Below are 16,039 nucleotides of genomic sequence, written 5' to 3'. Positions count from 1 at the left end.
GCGGCGCCCGCCGCGGGGGCAAAAAGGAAGGACAACCTGCGGTTTTCCTTCCTCTTTGAACTCCTACCTTTCCCTTGCTTCCTAATCTGGCGCAGATTTCCTATATGTGACCGCTTCGAAACAGGGGAACGGCAGAGGATTTTTTCTACCGTGTCTTTCGTAACCTGTTCGCAGTGTCAGATACATTACTGCTACACAGATCAGAAAACCTCCGCTGAACGCGGCATAGCAGTGCCGTGCAATTCGTGAGCGCGTTATGATAGACAGCACCTACGAGGATAAATTGTACCAAACGCTTAATTCGTAGGTGCCGTGCGGTATAACACGTTAAAGAGTTGCGCGACACGGGTATGTCGCGCCTGCGCAGAGTAGCCCGTATGTGTAGCAGAACACTATCTGACACTGCGAATATGTCTCGACATGGGAGCACACTGTGCTCCCCTACGGTAGAAAAAACCCTCTGCCGTTCCCCTTTTCGCAGCGGTCACATGTCGACAATCTGCGCCAGACTATCCAAGGGAAAGGTAAGAGTTCAAAGAGGAAGGGAAACCGCAGGTGTCCCTTCCTTTTTGCCCCCACGGCAGGTGCCGCAACGTCCCGCCGTCCGCAGACGGCGAATCCCCCCCGCTGAGGTTCAGCGAAAAACTTCCCGCCCGTTAGGGGCGAACACGCCTGCGGCAGTTCGAGTACCCCGCTCAGCCGGTGCAAAAAAGAAGCCGCCCGTTAGGGGCGAACATGCTTACGCAGTTCGCATCCCCCGGTCAGCCGGTGCCGAAAAAACCGCCTGCGCGGTTCGCATTTTCTCGGTTGCCCTATGCCGAGAAAACGAAAAAGGCACCGCTCACGCGGTGCCTCTTCCTTCTGTGGATATGTCGGCCGCTCAGCAGCAGCAGTTGCCGCAATTACCGCAGCCGCCGCAGGTATTATCACCACAGGTACCGCAGGAACCGCAGCCGCCGCTGCCCTGACCGCAGCATACCCAGATCAGGATGATCAGGATGATGATCCACCACCAGGAATTTTCGCCCCAGAAGCCGTTAGAAGAACACATACTGTCATTTCCTCCTATCAAAGATTTCATTACATTCTATGGTAAGAGGCCGAAAGTGGTTACACATTCTCCATTCTCAATTTTCAATTCTCAAATTTCGCCAATACGCCGTCCTTGTGCAGACCGATAACCTTTACGGTGACCGGATGATTTTTCTCCGCCTTATCCTCTATATATACAGGAAAGCCGTAGCGTCCGTGCGCCGCCCACAGGCCGTCGGTCGGGTGCTCGGGCAGCGCATACAGCGTGCGGCCGACAAACTGCTTTCGATAGGCAGTGCTGAGCGTCTCCGCCACCTGCTTTGCCCGCTCGGCGCGGGCGGTTTTGGTCTGCTGATCGAGCTGACTCGGCATGGCGGCCGCCTTTGTGCCCTCGCGCACAGAATACGGGAATACATGCACGGACGCGAACGCGCATCTCTCCAGAAAGGCCAGCGTCTGCGTAAACTCGTCCTCAGTCTCGCCCGGAAAGCCGACAATCAAATCGGTCGTAACCGAGCAGTCCGGAAACGCACGTCTCAGCCGCTCGACACACCGGTAAAATTCCTCGCTCGTGTAGTGGCGGTTCATGCGCCGGAGAACGGTATCGCAGCCGCTCTGCATAGACAAATGAAAATGCCGTGCGAGATTGTCAAAGCCGGAAAGCCGTTCACAAAACGTATCGTCCACCGCCCGCGGGTCGAGGGAGCCGAGCCGGAACTGCACGTTCGGCTGCGCGGTCAGCAGCTTCTCCAGCAGCTCGGTGAGCGGCACCTGCGGCTCGAAGTCCTTGCCGTAGGACGCGATCTCGATGCCGGTCAGCACGATCTCGTGCACGCCCGCGTCAGCCAGCCGCACCGTCTGCTCGAGCGCCTGCTCGACCGGCAGTGAGCGCACCCGCCCTCTCGCATACGGAATAATGCAGTAGGTGCAGAAGTTGTTGCAGCCGTCCTCGATCTTGAGCAGCGCGCGCGTGCGGCCGTGCGGGATACCGGCAGGCAGAGTCTCAAAGCCGCTGTCCTCGCTCTCACGCACCTGTACGGCCTGTCCGCTGACGGCCTGCTCGCACAGGTCGATCACCTGCGCCCTGTCCTTAGTACCGCAGATGAGGTCGATCTCGCCGGTGGCGCGGACACGCTCCGGGTCGGTCTGTGCAAAACAGCCGCACGCCGCGATAACTGCGTTCGGATTGTCTCTCCGCAGCTTGTGGAACGCTCGGATGTTCTTATGGTCGGACACCGATGTTACCGTACAGGTGTTGACGATCACGGCGTCCGCGTCCTTATCCACGATCTCATGTCCACGCGCCTGCGCCAGCTGACTGAGCGCCTGCGTCTCAAATAAATTAACCTTGCAGCCCAAGGTGAAAAAAGCAAATTTCACAAATGTACATTCCTTTGCTCTCAGCGGCCCGCTGCGCGCTTGCGAATCCCCTATATATAATAGGTAACACCGCATAATTGAACAAGAGCGATTTGCGAGGAATTTTGCGTACTAACGAGGCGTAGTTTTGCGGTAATACTTGATGTATTACCGTGAAATTACAACGAAGTTAGGACACAAAATTACCGCAAAGCGCCGCAGCTTTAATTGTGCGGTGTTGCCTATGGTGTTCGATTGGGTTACAGCGTCTGTAACCTTACTCTCGTGCGCGTGCGGCCGCTGTGGATTTTCGCTGTCGATTCCTGCGTTTTTTTCGCGTTTGACAGGCTCTATTTTATCACAAAAATGCGAAATTTCAAAACAATGTTTGACAAACCTGTTCGAGCATGCTATACTGTAACCGTAATGTAACTTTGGAATGTAACCATTTTGTAACTATAAGGAGTGCAGATAATGCCTACCACCAAGAAGAATAACCTTCTGGAATACAAGGGGCACCCGCTGATGCGTAAGGAAAACATCATCTATTACGGCTCGATGAGTGACTCTCACATCATTATGATGCAGATCCTCGAATCTGGTGATTACAAGGGTCTGCCGGTTGCAAAGCGTGTATCCGTACAGCTTCAGCAGACCGATCCCAACGTACGTATGAAAGAGCGTATCGTCAAGAAAACCGAGAAGAACAGCATGTGGGCAGCGATGGATATTGCATCCATCTGGCTCGGCAGAGCGCTGCACACGAAGTAAGACTTCCCCGCAGCTTGCTGCGGCAGTGTAAAGGCTGTTTTCTCCCATTTTGAAACGGAGGCTTCAATTTCATGTCTTTTTCTAAAAAACTCGCTCGCTTCGCACTTTCCGGTGCACTTGCGATGTCGATGGTCCTGCCGAACTCGCTGGCAGTATTTCAGGCCAAGGTAAACGCAGATTCGCTTTACCTGCGTCAGTCCCCCGGCGGTGCAGTGATCACGACCCTCTCCAAGGGTACCACGGTTGCGGTACTGAATAACAGCTCCAGCTGGTACAAGGTATCCGTAAACGGCAAGGAAGGCTACGTCAGCGGCGAGTACCTGACCGGCACCACCGCAACCGACGTTGCACTCGGCACCGGCACTGTAAAGTGCTCGAGCAGTGTAAATTTCCGTTCGGCGCCGAACACCTCGTCCACCTCTTACGGTGAGCTGAAGAACGGCACCAAGGTAAATGTAGTCGGCGTAAGCAGCGGCTGGTACAAGGTTACATACAATGGCAAGACCGGCTATATCCACCCGGATTATATCACGCTCGCAAGCAGCTCCGCCGGCACTGCCATCGCTCCGTCGAACACCGTTACCTCTACGACCGGCACCGCCGGTACGGTGAAGTGTTCCTCGAGTGTAAACCTGCGTTCCGAGGCCAATACTTCCTCTTCCATTCTGGCAGAGCTGAAGAACGGCACTGCAGTTACTGTTGTCAGCACCGCAAACGGCTGGTGCAAGGTAAACTGCTCCGGCAAGACCGGCTACATCAAGCAGGATTATGTATCGACCACCGGTTCGGCATCCAATAACACGTCCGCGTCCACCGGTACGGCAGCAGTAGTTAAGTGCTCCTCTACCGTAAACTTCCGCTCTGCGGCAAGCACCTCTTCCACCGTTCTCGGTGAGCTGAAGAACGGCACCGCTGTTACCGTGCTCAGCACCTCGAACGGCTGGAGCAAGGTATCCTACGCAGGCACGACCGGCTACATCAGTGCGGACTACCTCGTAACTGCTTCGTCCGGTACGGCGATCAACCCGTCGAACACCGCAGCTTCTGTCTCGATCAGCGCCAAGCGCCAGAGCGTGCTGAACTATGCTGCACAGTTCCTCGGTGTTCCGTATGTATACGGCGGCAGCACGCCGAGCGGCTTTGACTGCTCCGGCTTTACCTCTTATGTGTTCAAGAACACGGTCGGCTCCATCCCGCGTGTCGCTCAGGCACAGTATGATGCAACCACCCGTGTTTCCCGCGACGATCTTCTGCCGGGCGATCTGGTATTCTTCGGCAGCAGCACCTCGTCCATCAGCCATGTAGGCATTTATGTCGGCAGTAACCAGTTTATTCACGCACCCAGCACGGGCGATGTGGTTAAGTACTCGTCGCTGACTGGCAGCTATGCGACCCGCTATCAGGGCGCAGGCCGCGTAATTTTTGAGTAAGGTTACATACCAGAAATCCCTTCGGTTTTCCGAAGGGATTTTTCTTTTGCCTGTTGAGAGCGGTTATCCCAGCAGCACCGCTTCCCCGTCCTGCCACTGTATGGTCTGCGGCGTGAAGTCCCGCTGTTCCATGCGGGTATTCCACTGTGCGGCGAACGCATCGGAGAGTGCCTGAGCGGTCTGCTCGGGCAAGGCGAAGCCTTCCAGCTTGATGGTCCGGCAGGCAAGGCTGAGTTTGCCGTTTGAAACAGCTGCACTCCACGCGCCGTACAGCTTGCAGCGCTCCGGCAGAAACAGCAGCGCCGTGCGCAGCTTGCCGGGTACCAGATTGCTTTTCGTCAGTGCTTGACGGGTTACGGCAGCCGTCACGGCAATCGTGCCGTCACGGCTGATTTTGACCGCCGTGCCCTCGACCGGAAACGGCAGCGCTTCGGTCAGCACAGATGCGATATCGTCCTCCGTGATGTGAAATTCCATTGCATCGCCCTCCTCAGGTGCGGCAGGCGCCGTTCCGGTATCCGCCCTGCCCATCAGCATATTTCCCAGCATCAGCAGGCACAGGAGCAGGCATACGCCTAAGATTACGGTATAGACTGCGCTTTTTTCCTCCTGCATGGCGGGTGCCTCCTTTTTTTGCTTCTTGCAACAGCTTATGCGGGATTGGGGTTTATATGCGTGCTATCGGATACGGAATTGGAGCCAACCTTTGGCTGGTAGGTCCAAAAGGATAGACACCAAGGTTTCTATCCTCTTGGGACTCCAGTTTCCTTTATTTCTTAGCCTGACGCATACCGGAGAGCGGCGACAGCTTCGAAAAGGAGCGCGGCAGAGAATTTTTTCTTCCGTAGGGGCGCACATTGTGCTCCCATTTCCCTGCCTCTACGCAGTGTCAGATACATTACTGCTACACATATAGTTTACCCTCCGCAGGCGCAACACAAGGTGAATTGCCCGAAGGGCAAGAGAAGGTCCCCTGGGGGATACCCGTGTTGCGCAACTCGTTTCCGCGTTATTACGGACGGCACCTGCGAATTTTATCTGCTGAGAAATACTTTACCGTAGGGTACGGCAAGGCGAATTGCGGCAACGCTGCAAGAGAAGGTTCCCTTGGGTATGACCTCGGCGCACCGTTTGTATTCGCTCTGCACAATCTATTCCGTAGTGGCCCACGCAACGCCCTATCAAACGTGTTTGAGGCGAACAATGTTCGCCCCTACGGTTATACACCTGCCAATTTGTTTGATGCGGTGCGCCGGGGTCGGCGCACCCTACGGTGTACCGTGAAATCATTTGGCAGCATATATCGTGTAGAGCGACACAAAGTGAATTGCCCGAAGGGCAGGAGAAGCCACACTGGGATGCCCCGCCGTGCAACCCATCTGCACATTGCTTCACCGCAGGGTCAATATCCATTTTCTATTTTCAATTACTGCTTCGCATACGAAAAAAGCACCGCTTTCGCGGTGCTTTTCGCATTTCTTTAGAAGAACTTATCCTTAATGCCGAGTGCAAAGATGATGAGCACGATAATCGGCAAGATATAGCTTACATAGAAGCGGATATTATCCTTGACCTTGAATCCGCCGCCTTCGTTGGCCTCCTCCTTGAAGTTCTTCCAGCCCCAACCGTAGCGGGAGGTGCAGAACAACAGGTAAAACAGCGAGCCGAGCGGCAGCCAGATGTTGGACACGAGGAAGTCCTCGAGGTCGAGCACGTTCGAGCCTGCGCCGAACGGCTGGAAGCCGGACCAGACATTGAAGCCGAGCACGCACGGCAGCGACAGCAGGATCATCAGCACGATGTTGATGGCTGCAGTCTTTTTGCGGCTCCAGCCGGTCAGATCCATGCAGCAGGACATGATGTTCTCAAACACGGCGAGGACGGTCGAGAAGGCCGCAAACGCCATGAATACGAAGAACAGGCTGCCCCACAGGCGGCCGAGCGCCATGTGGTTAAAGATATTCGGCAGCGTAACGAAGATCAGGTTCGGACCGCTGTCCGGTGCCACGCCGAAGGCAAAGCACGCCGGGAAGATGATCAGACCGGCAGTAAATGCTACGAACGTATCCAGAATCGCAACATTGACGGCCTCGCCGAGCAGCGCACGGCCCTTGCCGATATAGCTGCCGAAGATAGCCATCGCGCCGATGCCGAGCGACAGCGTGAAGAACGCCTGATTCATCGCGGCAACGATAACATTGGCGATGCCGCACTCCTGCATACGGCCGAGATCCGGAATCAGATAGAAGCGCAGTCCCTCGCCCGAGCCTTCGGTCATGATGCTGTTGATCGCCAGAACGACCATGATGGCCAGCAGAATGATCATCATCACCTTGGTAACGCGCTCCAGACCGCCCTGCAGACCGAACGAGTTGATCATAAAGCCGATGACAACAACCGCAACCATGCAGACCGTCATAACCACCGGCTTGCCGAGCATTTCCGGGAAGGCTGCCTGCACCTGCTCACCGGTCGCGCCGACAAATCGGCCGCTGACCGTCAGGTAGAAGTAGTACAGCATCCAGCCGCACACGGTGGTGTAGAACATCATCAGCAGATAGTTGCCGATCATCGCCAGATAGCCGTGGATGTGCCACTTGCTGCCCGGCTTCTCGAGCGCCTGATACGCCCGCACCGGACTTTTCTGGCTCGCACGGCCGATGGCAAATTCCATCGTCATGATCGGCAGACCGAGAATGAGCAGGAACAGCACATAGCACACGACGAACGCGCCGCCGCCGTACTGACCGACCATCCACGGAAACTTCCATACGTTGCCCACGCCGATGGCGCAGCCTGCGGAAAGCAGGATGAAGCCGAGGCGCGAGCCGAGTCTTTCTCTTTGCATTGCTTGTTTTTACCCCTTTTAATTTACATACTATATCAAGCGTCCGAGACGCATGACTTACTCTCGTATAGCAATTTAGACAATTATTGCTATCATTCCGCGTCCGAGACTGCGGATTTTTCGATTTTGCGGATTTCTTTCCGTTTTTTACGCAGCTCGCGGAAGAAATTCCGCAGAATGTCCGCGCATTCCTGCTCCAGCACGCCGCTCACCAGCGCGGGCTGATGATTGTACGGCAGTGCGAACAGATTTATCAGCGAGCCGCACGAACCGGCCTTCGGGTCGGGTGCACCGTAGTACACGGTTTTCATGCGCGAGTTGATGAGCGCACCTGCGCACATCGGGCACGGCTCGAGCGTAACGTACAGGTCGCAGCGGTGCAGCCGCCAGCCGCCCAGCTTTTTACACGCCTTCTCGATGGCCTCGATTTCTGCATGGTGCAGTGCGTTTTTCTTTGTTTCCCGGCGGTTGCGTCCGCGTCCGACAATTTTGCCGTCGCAGACAACTACCGCGCCGACCGGCACTTCGCCCTCGTCCGCCGCCTTTTGCGCCAGTTTGAGCGCGGCCTTCATGTATTTTTCCTGTTCGGTCATAAATTCCTCAGATTTTCCCGAGCAGACGCGCTTTCGCCTGCTCAAATTCTTCATCTGTCAGGTGCCCTTTTTCGTGCAGTCCAGCCAGCCGCTCCAACTGGTCGATCATATCCGCCTTTGGTGCAGTTTTCCTTGCTTCTCCGCGCATTTCCTCGAACGTCAGCAATTTAGCGAAGCTCTCCATTGCCTGCGGTTCAAAGAACAAAGTTGCAGCACCGCCTGTCGGTGCGTCAATCTCTACCGCTGTGCTGCGCTCGTCTACCTCGCGGTATTCCGTACGGTCCGGTTCACCCTCCTGCAAACTGGTCTGAATGCCGACGATTATGCCGATCACGATGCCGATTACCAGACCGATAATATTCAGCAGAAGTGTACCGAACAAGCCAAAGACAAGTGCCAGCGCCGAACCGATCGCGATCGCTCTGCCGGTCATAAGACCGCCCTCTGTGCCGTGTACCTGATACGCCTCTCGACGCACTTCACCCGCTGCTTTTACCGAGCGAATCGAACGAACCGGCAGCTCACCGCTCTGCAGGCTGCCCTTGCCCGTGTAGAGGCCCTTATCCCGACGGAAAAAGCGCAGCGCATCGCCGTCGCGCCAGACCTCCAGCTTGCCCTTCGGCAGCAGTCCGCCGCCGTTTTTAACGGCAACTGTGAAGGTTTCCGCAGGCTTGTCCGTCGGCTCACCGGCACTGCGGCAGTCGAATCCCCAGCTTTGCAGCACCGCAAGATTGTCCGCGCCGTAGGACACGGAAAGCGCGGCATGGTTTCCGCTGCTGTCGGTCAGGGTTAGCGCGATCGGGCGCAGCTTGTACACACGAAGCATGCCCTGCATTTCGTCCGGCTCGGTCGGTGCTGCGTCCGCGGTGAGCGTGTACGCGCCCTTGTCCAGCGTGAGCGGCAGCTGCCCGCTGCCCTCGTCGGTCGGCATCAGCGTCCACGCCGCCGGCTCGGAAAATAAGTAATAGCGTCCTGCCGGTACGAACGGTGCGTCCTCTCGAATGGTTGCAACTACGTTTTTACTCATCAAGATTCACCTACCCCACAATAAAGCCCATCTTAAGGCAACACCGCACAATTAAAGCGGCGGTGCTTTGCGGAAATTTTTTGCTCTGATTTTGTTGCAGTTTCAGGTTAATACAACAATTATTACCGCAAAACTGTGCCTCGTCAGTACGCAAAATTTACTCGCAAATCACTCTTGTTCAATTATGCGGTATTGCCTTAAAAATTTCAATTTGCTTGCAAATTGCATACAGGGGTATGGATACCCCCTATAAAGCGTCAGCGCGCTTTCATTTGTCTTTGCCGCGACAGATTCATCGTGCCGTCCTGCATTTTCGACAGGTTTTCCAGACAGTTGCCGGTACCGTACGCCACGCACGAAACCGCTTCGTCCGCAACGCGCGTCGGAATGCCGGTCTTGGAGGCGATCAGCTTATCGAAACCCCAGATCAGTGAACCGCCGCCTGTCATGGTGATGCCGTTGGCGGAAATGTCGCCGGTCAGCTCGGGAGGTGTGCGCTCGAGCACCCAGTGCACCGCCTCGACAATCGCTGAGGAGACCTCCTCGAGTGCATCGAGAATCTCACTCGAGCTTACGGTAAACGTGCGCGGCAGACCGGTCATCAGACAGCGTCCCCTGACCTCCATGATCGCTTCCTCGCTGCGCGGATACACACAGCCGACCGTACGCTTGATCTCCTCTGCCGTGCGGTCGCCGATCAGCGCATTGTGCTTGCGGCGGACGTACTTGACAATGGCCTCGTCGAACTTATCGCCCGCGACCTTGATGGACGTGGACTCGACAATGCCGCCGAGCGAAATAACCGCCACATCGGTCGTGCCGCCGCCAATATCGACCACCAGATTGCCGTTGGCCCTGTTGATGTTGATGCCCGCGCCGATGGCCGCCGCGACCGGCTCCTCGACCAGAAAAACGCGCTTTGCGCCCGCCTGCGTGCCCGCATCAATGACGGCACGCTCCTCCACCTCGGTGATGATGGACGGCACGCAAATGACCACATTCGGCTTGAACAGGTGGATACCCTGCACCTTTGCGATGAATTCCTTGATCATGCGCTCGGTCATCTCGTAATCCGAAATAACGCCCTCGCGCAGCGGACGGATGGCGACAATGTTGCCCGGTGTACGGCCAAGCATGCTCTGCGCTTCCTCGCCCACGGCAAGAATTTTACCGGAAACCTTGTCCACCGCCACAACGGACGGCTCGTTAAGTACAACACCCTTGCCCTTTACATAGACCAGCACGGTTGCCGTGCCGAGGTCGATGCCGATATCGCTCGAAAAAAGCGACATCTTTTTCGCGATTCTTTGCAGAAAAGAAGCCATATTTCATTCCTTTCTCCGCGCTCTGTTCGCGTGGATTGACAGTATTACCATTATACAGATTTTGTGCGCCATTTGCAAGACTCCGGGGCAAATACCGAAAATTCGACAGAGAAAACGGCATCACTCCGGCAGCGTGTCCTTATACTGCTGGAATCTTACATCGTTTTCCACCTGTTCTTTATAGGCTGCATACGCCTCCGCCAGCGTGTCATATTTCGTTCCTGTGATATAATCCTTAAAGGTGCTGTAACTGTAGATATGGTCCGCAATCGCAACATATTTTTGGCCGTTGTTGCTCCGGGCCGCGGTGGTCGTTTCAGAGATGTAATAGCCGCCGCTCGCCGGGCTGACAATGACCGGTATCTGCTTGCCCGCACCGACGGCCTTTGTAGCGACATCGACCGATGTCCAGAACAAATAGCGGTCGCTCTTGTTCGTGGAACTGCCGAGAAACGCCCATGTGCCATTTTTCAGCAGGCTGTCGCTTCTCATCTCCTTCTCCACCAGGGGCACCATAGTGGAATTGGGGCACTTCGAGTCGATCTCAAAATTCGAATTATTCTTCAGTGTCTTCAAAATACCGGTCCGATCGAGTATGCCGTGCAGATTCTCGTTCCAGTCGATCGTGCCGCCCGGTGTGCTCTTGCCTTTCCAGTCAAACACGATCACAGCCGCTTCGCTGTCATAGTACACCTCGCATTCTCCGCCCGCGGTAGGGATTCCTTTCCAGTTTTCGGTATTTCCATCCGTCTTACAATGGGTAATGCCTGCAATTGTAATGGGATCTCTCGACTGCCAGTCATCCTGCTTCTGCTTCAGCTTGATCGTCTTGCTCATGTTGTCGCTGTCCTGCTCCGTAACCGCAGCCAGCACATCAATATACGCCGCCCGCACCTCGATAAGGTCGGATGCCTCCAGACTTCTCTCGATGTACTGTATCAACGCCGGTATCATAAACGCCGCAAGAATCGCCAGAATGACCAGCACAACGATCAATTCCACCAGCGTAAAGCCCTTGCGGGTATTTTTCTCTTTCTTCTGCATTTTATCAGCACCTTTTACTGAGTTTCGGCTAACCTAAGACGGGCCTTCAGCGCGCTGTACCGTCTGCCCTTCTGGTTGTTATTTACCATATACGCTACCACATCCTGACTGCCGACGATAACCAGCAGGCGCTTCGCGCGTGTGATTGCGGTGTAGAGAATGTTGCGCGTAAGCAGCTTGCGCGGCAGACCGTCCGACAGAGCGAGCACCACCGCGTCAAACTCGCTGCCCTGCGATTTATGTACGGTAACGGCATACGCCAGCTCCAGCTCGTTCAGCATATCAAAGGTGTAGGTCGCAATGCGGTCGTCAAAGCGAATCACCATGCACTCCTGCTGCGGAAAAATGCGGATGATCTCGCCGACGTCACCGTTGAACACGCCGGTTCCCTGCTCGTCGTCCCCCTGCTTTTCCCACACGATATCGTAGTTGTTTCGCACCTGCATCACGCGGTCGCCCTCGCGGAAAATGGTGTCTCCGAAGCGCTTTTCCAGTTTGCTTTCACTCGGCGGATTGAGCGCCTCCTGCAGACGGCGGTTGAGCGGAATGGTGCCGCTGCCGTGCCGCTTGGCAGGCGAAAGCACCTGTATCTGTGCAGGAGTGAAGCCGTAGTGCTTGGGCAGTCTCTGGGCGCAAAGCTGTGCCACCGTTTCGATAACAGACGCCGGATCCGCCCGTTTCATGATGAAAAAGTCGCCGTCCGCGCCGGATGGTCTGGGCATTTCACCCGCGTTGACCGCGTGCGCGTTCATGACAATATCCGACTGCTGCGCCTGACGGAAAATCTCGGTCAGCTGAATGGTCGGCACCCGATGTGAGGTGATCAGGTCGCGCAGGAAGTTGCCCGGACCGACCGGTGGCAGCTGATCGGCATCGCCGACGAGCACGAGCCGCGCACCGTGCGGCAGCGCATTGATGAGCGCCTGCATGAGCGTGATGTCCACCATGGACACCTCGTCCAGAATGACCGCGTCGCACTCGAGCGGATTGGTCACACTGCGGGCAAACACCGTGCGTCCGCCGCCCGCAAAGCCTGCCTCGAGCAGCCGGTGAATGGTTTTCGCCTCCATGCCGGTCAGGTCGGAAAGACGTTTTGCCGCGCGGCCGGTCGGCGCGGCGAGCAGCGTGTCCAGTCCCAGTGCCTCAAACACCTGCAGGATGCCGCGCACCGTGGTCGTTTTGCCGGTGCCCGGGCCGCCGGTCAGGATAACAAGACCATTGCGTGCAGCCGTTGAAATCGCAAGCTGCTGTTTCTCGGAAAAAGCGAACTCACTGCTCTCCAAAAGCGTGGAAAGCAGCTCATCCACGTCAAAATCGTACTCATAATTGCGCTCGGCCATGTAGCTGAGCATTTCAGCAAGATAGGCCTCCGCGTCGTGCATATCGCGCAGATAGACCGCGTCGCGGTCCGCGATATGCTCGCGCACCAGCCGTCCCCTCTCCTCCAGACGGGAAATGCCGCGCAGCGCCCGATCCTCGTCCACGACCACGTCATCGTCGCTCAGCAGCATGCATACCGCGTACAGCAATTTTTCGACCGGAATGAACGTGTGGCCGTTGTTCAGGTTGAAGGTCAGCGTATACAGAATGCCCGCGTCCACGCGCTCATCGCTCAGCAGCGACAGTCCAAGCTCCATCGCCAGACCGTCCGCTAGCTTGAAATCCACATCATAGTATGGGTCACACAGCAGATACGGGTTCTCGCACAGCGCGTCGATGGCGCTGTCGTGCAGGCGCTTGTACAGCAGCGGCGTGAGCGCGACCGGCAGACCGTGTTCGCTCAGAAAGTCCATCAGCAGGCGCATTTCGCTCTGTTCGGTGAACTGACGGCCGATCTCCTTCGCCTTGCGGTCGGTAATGCCGCGCAGCTCCGACAGACGCTCCGGCTCGTGCATAAGAATGTCAAACGTGTCTTCACCGAACTTTTCCGCAATTTTTGCCGCCAGCCGCGGACCGATGCCGCGAATCAGACCCGAACCGAGATACTCTGCGATGCCGCGCACCGAGGTCGGCAGCCGGCGCTCAAACGCCTCGGTCGCAAACTGTTCGCCGTAGGTCGGGTGCGTCACCCAGCAGCCGGTCAGAATGACCTCCTCACCCAGTCCAATGTTGGGAAACGTGCCGGTCGCCGTGACCTCGGCTCCGTTTTCCGCAGCAAGGCGCAGCACGGCGTAGCCGTTTTCATCGTTGTAGTAAACGATCTGCTGCACCGTGCCGCGCACGATCAAATATTCTCTTTCGTCCAACGTCCCACCGTCCCAACTTGTCATTCCAGATAGGTTATGTCCTGCCGTGCCGCCATGTATTTGGCGATGTTCTGTCCCTGTCCGCTGCCGATTTCGACAAATGTGATCAGCAGACCGGAAAAATACTGCCGCCGCACGCGCAGTGCCGCGCGGATCAGATGTTCGCTGACGGCATCGCAGCCGTCGCCGTACAGCGTCAGTTCCGCCGAGCCGTGCAGCCGCAGCAGCCGCGCAGAGACGATCTCGTACACCGTGTGCAGCACGGTGTAAAATCCCACCGCGGCAAATACCGCCAGAACCGATTGCAGAAAAACAGACATGAGCGTTCCCTCCTGCTATCAGCCTATGCACGGAGGGAATACTTTGTTAGTATATAGTATAGCACAATTGTTCAGATAAGTAAACCGAGCAGAAAATCAGGGAATAATTGAAAATGAAGAATGGAGAATGAACGTGATGATAGAACGATAACCAAATTTCATTTTCCATTCTCAATTCTCCATTTCTGAAAAAGAGACGCTTTCGCGTCTCTTTTCAGTCTGTCAAAAAAGTATTATTTTAATTTTCACGCTTCGTGCGGCAGCACGCATAAAATAGAATTTGCGAAGCAAATTCATAAATTCCGGGAGCATGTATCTCGGAATTTATACAAGGGAAGAAAAAATGTGCCCGTAGGGCGCGGTTTTTCTTCAGTATTCGCTCGAAAGCGTGGTTTCGAGCGAGAGGCTGCTCGGAAAACGATAGTTTTTCGACAGCCTCAAAAGAGACGCTTTCGCGTCTCTTTTTCAGGTTTCGTGTTCTTTGCACCACTCGTTGAGCGTTTCCCGATCGGTGCCCTGCATGGAACAGGCGGTGCCGCAATCCCGTTCATTGGGCGGCAGCGCGATACCCTCGTCCATCTTCTCCTGTTCCCTCGCGGCCACTGCCGGTTTGCTGCGGCGCAGCCACTCAAACGCCTTCGCGGCGGCCCGGAGCTGATAGCGGTTTTCGTGATTTTCCGACATAATTGCATCCCTCCTTCGCATAGTATGCGCAGGAAAGAGGATTTTACGCACAAAAAAGCTCCCATGCCGAAGCATGAGAGCTTGTAAATTGCGTTATGCTATTGCTTAACTGAAATTAAGCGTTGATAGCGGTTACGACGCCGGAACCTACGGTGCGGCCACCCTCACGGATAGCGAAACGCAGGCCTTCCTCGATAGCGATCGGGGTGATCAGCTCAACGTCCATCTCAACGTTATCGCCCGGCATGCACATCTCAGTGCCTTCCGGCAGAGTGATAACGCCAGTTACGTCGGTGGTACGGAAGTAGAACTGCGGACGGTAGTTGTTGAAGAACGGAGTATGACGGCCGCCCTCTTCCTTCTTCAGAACGTATACCTGACCGTGGAACTTGGTGTGCGGGTGAATGGAGCCCGGCTTAGCCAGAACCTGGCCGCGCTCAACCTCGGTCTTCTGAATACCACGGAGCAGAGCACCGATGTTGTCGCCTGCTTCAGCGTAGTCGAGCAGCTTGCGGAACATCTCGATACCGGTTACAACGGTCTTGCGCGGAGCGTCCATCAGACCAACGATCTCAACTTCCTCGCCCATCTTCAGCTGGCCACGCTCTACACGGCCGGTAGCTACGGTACCACGACCGGTGATGGAGAATACGTCCTCGACCGGCATGATGAACGGCTTGTCAGCAGCACGGTCCGGGGTCGGGATATAGGTGTCAACAGCTTCCATCAGGTCGCGGATGCACTTGTACTCCGGAGCGTTCGGATCGGTGGAGTCAGAGGTCAGAACGTTCAGAGCGGAGCCACGGATTACCGGAACGTCGTCGCCCGGGAAATCGTAAGAGGACAGCAGCTCACGGATCTCCATCTCAACCAGGTCGAGCAGCTCCTCGTCGTCTACCTGATCAGCCTTGTTCATGAAGACAACGATATACGGAACGCCTACCTGACGGGACAGCAGGATGTGCTCGCGGGTCTGCGGCATCGGGCCGTCAGCAGCGGATACAACCAGGATAGCACCGTCCATCTGAGCAGCGCCGGTGATCATGTTCTTAACGTAGTCGGCATGGCCCGGGCAGTCAACGTGAGCGTAGTGACGGTTAGCGGTGTGATACTCAACGTGTGCGGTGTTGATGGTAATGCCGCGCTCCTTCTCCTCCGGAGCCTTGTCGATTGCGTCGTATGCCTGATACTCAGCATCGCCCTCGAGAGCCAGAACCTTGGTGATTGCAGCGGTCAGAGTGGTCTTGCCGTGGTCAACGTGGCCGATGGTGCCAATGTTAACGTGCGGCAGAGAACGGTCAAATTTTTCCTTTGCCATTGTGGATATCCTCCTCGTAAAATGAATTAAAAGTCATGTTGC

General features: G+C 55.9%; 14 protein-coding genes. 2 read left to right on the top strand and 12 right to left on the bottom strand.

Annotated elements, in window-relative coordinates; translation table 11 throughout:
• Positions 1 to 880 precede the first annotated feature (880 nt).
• Complete coding sequence (locus DW724_RS15750; RefSeq protein ID WP_199667396.1) at positions 881 to 1,051, bottom strand: hypothetical protein; 171 nt, start codon at positions 1,049 to 1,051, stop codon at positions 881 to 883.
• An 83-nt stretch (positions 1,052 to 1,134) separates the two neighbouring features.
• Entirely contained in the window at positions 1,135 to 2,412 is a 1,278-nt protein-coding gene (gene mtaB, locus DW724_RS01870) for a tRNA (N(6)-L-threonylcarbamoyladenosine(37)-C(2))-methylthiotransferase MtaB (protein WP_118760458.1), read from the bottom strand.
• 453 nt (positions 2,413 to 2,865) lie between these two features.
• Here mtaB and DW724_RS01865 point away from each other — a divergent pair, with 453 nt between their 5' ends.
• Both DW724_RS01865 and DW724_RS01860 read left to right on the top strand, forming a co-directional pair.
• Positions 2,866 to 3,162 (top strand): hypothetical protein, encoded by a 297-nt coding sequence (locus tag DW724_RS01865; RefSeq protein ID WP_117492581.1) that lies wholly within the window; start codon positions 2,866 to 2,868, stop codon positions 3,160 to 3,162.
• 71 nt (positions 3,163 to 3,233) lie between these two features.
• Positions 3,234 to 4,592 carry a C40 family peptidase gene (locus tag DW724_RS01860; RefSeq protein WP_118760457.1) on the top strand — a complete coding sequence of 453 codons (1,359 nt, stop codon included), beginning with the start codon at positions 3,234 to 3,236 and terminating at the stop codon, positions 4,590 to 4,592.
• A gap of 63 nt (positions 4,593 to 4,655) precedes the next feature.
• Here DW724_RS01860 and DW724_RS01855 read toward each other — a convergent pair whose 3' ends face one another.
• From DW724_RS01855 to tuf, 10 genes are all read right to left on the bottom strand, one after another.
• On the bottom strand, positions 4,656 to 5,207 hold the full coding sequence (locus DW724_RS01855) for a hypothetical protein (protein ID WP_118760456.1): 552 nt from the start codon (positions 5,205 to 5,207) through the stop codon (positions 4,656 to 4,658).
• Positions 5,208 to 6,072: 865 nt separating this feature from the next.
• The gene (locus tag DW724_RS01850) at positions 6,073 to 7,440 is read right to left on the bottom strand and encodes a sodium-dependent transporter (RefSeq protein ID WP_118479297.1); all 1,368 of its coding nucleotides are present in this window, start codon (positions 7,438 to 7,440) and stop codon (positions 6,073 to 6,075) included.
• Positions 7,441 to 7,532: 92 nt separating this feature from the next.
• Positions 7,533 to 8,033 carry a tRNA adenosine(34) deaminase TadA gene (gene tadA, locus DW724_RS01845; protein WP_118360483.1) on the bottom strand — a complete coding sequence of 167 codons (501 nt, stop codon included), beginning with the start codon at positions 8,031 to 8,033 and terminating at the stop codon, positions 7,533 to 7,535.
• 7 nt (positions 8,034 to 8,040) lie between these two features.
• On the bottom strand, positions 8,041 to 9,060 hold the full coding sequence (locus DW724_RS15745; RefSeq protein ID WP_202183497.1) for an SHOCT domain-containing protein: 1,020 nt from the start codon (positions 9,058 to 9,060) through the stop codon (positions 8,041 to 8,043).
• A gap of 257 nt (positions 9,061 to 9,317) precedes the next feature.
• Positions 9,318 to 10,385 carry a rod shape-determining protein gene (locus DW724_RS01835; RefSeq protein WP_270439568.1) on the bottom strand — a complete coding sequence of 356 codons (1,068 nt, stop codon included), beginning with the start codon at positions 10,383 to 10,385 and terminating at the stop codon, positions 9,318 to 9,320.
• A 120-nt stretch (positions 10,386 to 10,505) separates the two neighbouring features.
• Complete coding sequence (locus DW724_RS01830; protein WP_118760455.1) at positions 10,506 to 11,429, bottom strand: prepilin-type N-terminal cleavage/methylation domain-containing protein; 924 nt, start codon at positions 11,427 to 11,429, stop codon at positions 10,506 to 10,508.
• A gap of 14 nt (positions 11,430 to 11,443) precedes the next feature.
• A complete protein-coding gene (gene recD2, locus DW724_RS01825; RefSeq protein ID WP_243105671.1) occupies positions 11,444 to 13,675 on the bottom strand; it encodes an SF1B family DNA helicase RecD2 in 2,232 nt (743 codons plus the stop codon).
• A gap of 20 nt (positions 13,676 to 13,695) precedes the next feature.
• A complete protein-coding gene (locus DW724_RS01820) occupies positions 13,696 to 13,995 on the bottom strand; it encodes a hypothetical protein (RefSeq protein ID WP_118480518.1) in 300 nt (99 codons plus the stop codon).
• A gap of 465 nt (positions 13,996 to 14,460) precedes the next feature.
• Positions 14,461 to 14,679 (bottom strand): hypothetical protein, encoded by a 219-nt coding sequence (locus DW724_RS01815; protein ID WP_118760453.1) that lies wholly within the window; start codon positions 14,677 to 14,679, stop codon positions 14,461 to 14,463.
• A gap of 115 nt (positions 14,680 to 14,794) precedes the next feature.
• A complete protein-coding gene (gene tuf, locus DW724_RS01810; RefSeq protein ID WP_118480502.1) occupies positions 14,795 to 15,997 on the bottom strand; it encodes an elongation factor Tu in 1,203 nt (400 codons plus the stop codon).
• Between the last annotated feature and the right edge of the window lie 42 nt (positions 15,998 to 16,039).

The organism is Butyricicoccus sp. AM27-36, from assembly GCF_003480945.1.
Classification (GTDB): domain Bacteria; phylum Bacillota; class Clostridia; order Oscillospirales; family Butyricicoccaceae; genus Agathobaculum; species Agathobaculum butyriciproducens.
The sequence above is the reverse complement of the archived record's forward strand: the minus strand, read 5'-3'. Positions and strand labels throughout refer to the sequence as shown.